The sequence below is a fragment of the Endozoicomonas sp. genome (assembly GCF_051008435.1).
In the GTDB taxonomy this organism is placed as follows: Bacteria; Pseudomonadota; Gammaproteobacteria; order Pseudomonadales; family Endozoicomonadaceae; genus Endozoicomonas_A.
This window is the reverse complement of record NZ_JBPCXO010000075.1, coordinates 1-3137: the sequence shown is the minus strand read 5'-3', so window position 1 is coordinate 3137 and position 3137 is coordinate 1. Positions and strand designations below refer to the sequence as shown.

At 46.3% G+C, this 3137-nt stretch carries 3 protein-coding genes and 1 pseudogene; 2 read left to right on the top strand and 2 right to left on the bottom strand.

All coding sequences use genetic code 11. From position 1 onward, the window contains the following. Nucleotides 1-104 precede the first annotated feature (104 nt). Nucleotides 105-1019 (bottom strand): aromatic ring-hydroxylating oxygenase subunit alpha, encoded by a 915-nt coding sequence (locus ACR2PX_RS03545; RefSeq protein ID WP_433997982.1) that lies wholly within the window; start codon nt 1017-1019, stop codon nt 105-107. A gap of 161 nt (nt 1020-1180) precedes the next feature. Between ACR2PX_RS03545 and ACR2PX_RS03540 the strand changes: the two genes are divergently transcribed. Together ACR2PX_RS03540 and tnpA are read left to right on the top strand one after the other, a co-directional pair. Continuing rightward, nucleotides 1181-1816 (top strand): TetR/AcrR family transcriptional regulator, encoded by a 636-nt coding sequence (locus ACR2PX_RS03540; RefSeq protein WP_433997983.1) that lies wholly within the window; start codon nt 1181-1183, stop codon nt 1814-1816. Nucleotides 1817-2107: 291 nt separating this feature from the next. Next, nucleotides 2108-2578 (top strand): annotated as a pseudogene (gene tnpA / locus ACR2PX_RS03535) (IS200/IS605 family transposase). 87 nt (nt 2579-2665) lie between these two features. Here tnpA and ACR2PX_RS03530 read toward each other — a convergent pair. Next, the gene (locus ACR2PX_RS03530; protein ID WP_433997981.1) at nt 2666-2989 is read right to left on the bottom strand and encodes a helix-turn-helix domain-containing protein; all 324 of its coding nucleotides are present in this window, start codon (nt 2987-2989) and stop codon (nt 2666-2668) included. Nucleotides 2990-3137 lie beyond the last annotated feature (148 nt).

Below are 3137 nucleotides of genomic sequence, written 5' to 3'. Positions count from 1 at the left end.
GCCAGCCTGCTGCTGTGATGTTGATTGTACCTCGCTAGGCTTGGCACAAGAGTCACAGTAGTAGACTGGTTCCGCAGTCCACAAGAATCTTCCTTCGTCAAACGCTAAAAACTGCAGAATCGAGTGTAACAAAGAGGTTTGAGTCTTGCCCGGATATCGCCCAGACGTTCACTGACTTTTTTATGACTTTCCTTCAGGTATTCAAAAACCTCCAGGTCCATACCGGCAATCCCGTCCATACCCAGCATGCATTGATCATCCGGTGTTCCCTCTGGCATCAGGCGGACAGAAAGACCGTGTCCGGGTTTGGGGACAATGTTATGACCATACTTCTCCAGTTCTTCAACAGCCGGAGTTCCCTGTAGCAGTGAGCCGTGTAAATAGGGGCCGTGGCCAACATCACCCAGATGATTTTCGACGGGCAGTTTCCAGTTGCAGTTGATCAGCCATTTATGGGGTGGTCCCAGGACTTCTACACCACCGTCAAATCGGTCAAAGAGACAATCCAGGTACCAGGCCATGGGTCCCAGGTAATCGATTAATGGCTCAATATTTTCATCCAGTGAGGCAAATATCAGCCCATGATGTGTCTCGACCCTGGGTACTTTTTTCAGACCCAGCGCTGCTTTATCCGGTTTGTTACAGACCTTCCGTTCCTGGGGAATGGAGATCAGGTCTCCTTTATTGCTGAAGGTCCAGTTGTGGTATGGGCAGATAAACCGGCGGGTATTTCCCTGATCCGCCCTGCAAACAGGGACGCCTCGATGACTGCAACTATTGATGGAGACATGAATGCTTTTATCTCCCGCTCTGGAGACAATAACCGGGGTCTCGGCGATATAACTGGTGATGAAATCGCCCGATTTTTCTATTTGGCTTTCATGACCCATATAAACCCAGGTGTGGGCGAAAATATGCTTCTTTTCCAGCTCATACAGCTCAGGGTCTGTAAATATACGTCGATGGATGTGACTGCCGTCATCACTGACCAGTTCTCTGAACGACTTTATTGTTGTCATTAATTACGTCCTTCTTGTTGTTTTTTGGCCGGGCTGACGTGAGCTGTTGTCTGTCTCACGAAAGACTGGATCAGGTAGTTGCGGTAAAAGTTATCACTCGTTAACTTTCACTTGCAAGGAGTTCTGGGAAAAAAAATTAAAATGTGATAACTTTTTTGCCTATGAATGCATGTGTAGAAGAAAAAAAACTGACCAAAGGTGAGCGAACGGCTCAGAACATATTGAATGTCTCTGAACAGTTATTTGCTGAAAAGGGTTTTGAAGCCACCAGTCTCAGGGAGGTTGCGAAGGCAGTGGGGATCCGGGAGCCGGGTCTTTATCGTTATTTCTCAAGTAAAGAAGTACTTTATCGGGAAGTGCTGAAGAGGGCTTTGGCGCCACTGGCGACCACTATGGATGACCTGATTGGTGGTGCCCGGAAAATTTCTGCAGATGACCTGCCTGTCATCATGTTTGATATCCTTTCCCAGTCACCTCACATAGCGACACTGTTACAGCAGTCCATGACAGGTATGCCTAACCGGCAGGAGTGTGCTGAACGACTGTGGATTGAGGAGTGGCTGGCAGATCTGATATTGAAGGGCAGGTGTGTCTTTGACCTTCTTGAGGTCAAACAAAATCTGTCAGAAGCGGAAATCATGATTTATATTATGAATCTGTTTAATATCTGTACGGGCTATTTTTCATCCAGTAAAGCACTGGACAAGCTGACAGGGCAGTCTCTGTCCAGTGATGAGTGCCTTGATATCCAGCGCAAGCTGATTCGAAAAATGGCAAAGTCACTTCTGTCTGATTAGTCCATCTTCCATTTAAAACGCGAATGTTCATCCAGTCCCCTTTGACCCAGATTTGAGAGGGGACAAAATGGAATGACATCTTTTCTGGACGTCCCAATTTGTCAATGCTTTCGGTTCAGTGCCTTGTTAAGGTGTTACTGTCGGCAAGCAATGAGAATATTTCTCTATTCGATCAGCTCTTGCCATCAAAAGTGGTTTATTAGTCCCCTAAAAGGTTAAAACCACCGGCTTTAGCCGGTCAGCTTTAGCTATGATACTTTCCCGCCGCATGTTTGGGCTGGAAGTAAGGCGATGGACTATAGATATGGTAGCCACACGGTCTACAAGATTCAGTATCATTTTGTGTTTGTCACGAAGTATCGTTATCAGGTTCTGCGAGGTGACATAGGGTTGCGAGCGGGAGAGCTGATAAGAGAAACGTGCCAAGCTTTTGAAATTGAGATTTTGAAATTGAGATTTTGAGATTGAGATTTTGAGATTGAGATTTTGAAAGGCGTCGTAAGTAAAGATCATATTCACCTTCTGCTCTCGAGTCCGCCAAATAGGGCTCCCAGTGAAATAATGCGCAGGATTAAAGGGAGATCCTCAACAAAGCTGTTCGAGAGTTTTCCAGATCTGAAAAAGCGTTATTGGGGTCGCCATTTTTGGGCAAGAGGCTACTTTTGCGTGACTTCCGGGGAGCTGACAGAAGATATGATCAAGCAGTATTTAGAGCATCACTTTGAACCAAGAGTTGATGATAATTTCAGGACTGAAGGTTAGCGACAACGCGTCTTTGGCGCGTATCCGGACTTTCAGTCCGTAATACTAACCCACCGGCTTTAGCCGGTGGTTGTTGAGTTTGACCGTTTAGTTTGAAGCTTCAGAATCCGTCAACTCATTTCTTTTTTGGAATTCACCCGGTGTGATGCCAGTCCACTTTTTGAATGAGCGATGAAAAGCACTCAATTCAGTAAAGCCCATCCGCTGTGCCGCTTCAGAAATACTGGTTTCAGGTTCACTCAGGTAGGCAATAGCCAGATCCCTTCGTATTTCGTCTTTAAGCTGTTGGTAGGAAGAACCTTCCTTGATTAATAACCGGCGAACGGTTCTGGTTGAAACATCCAGGGTTTTGGCAAGTTCTGGCAATTTCGGAATATCTTCAATGTTGTCTTCACGGATCAGTTTTCTCATCAGGGGGGTTAGCTGTTCCGGATTCTTATCGGTTGAGCGTAAAACCCCGTACTTTGAGTGCGGGGATGTAAGCTCGTCGGCGATAGCCGACTAATGCGGTGTTCTCTGCTGCTGAACGTACTGTTTGATGACTTCTATAGGAGCGCCA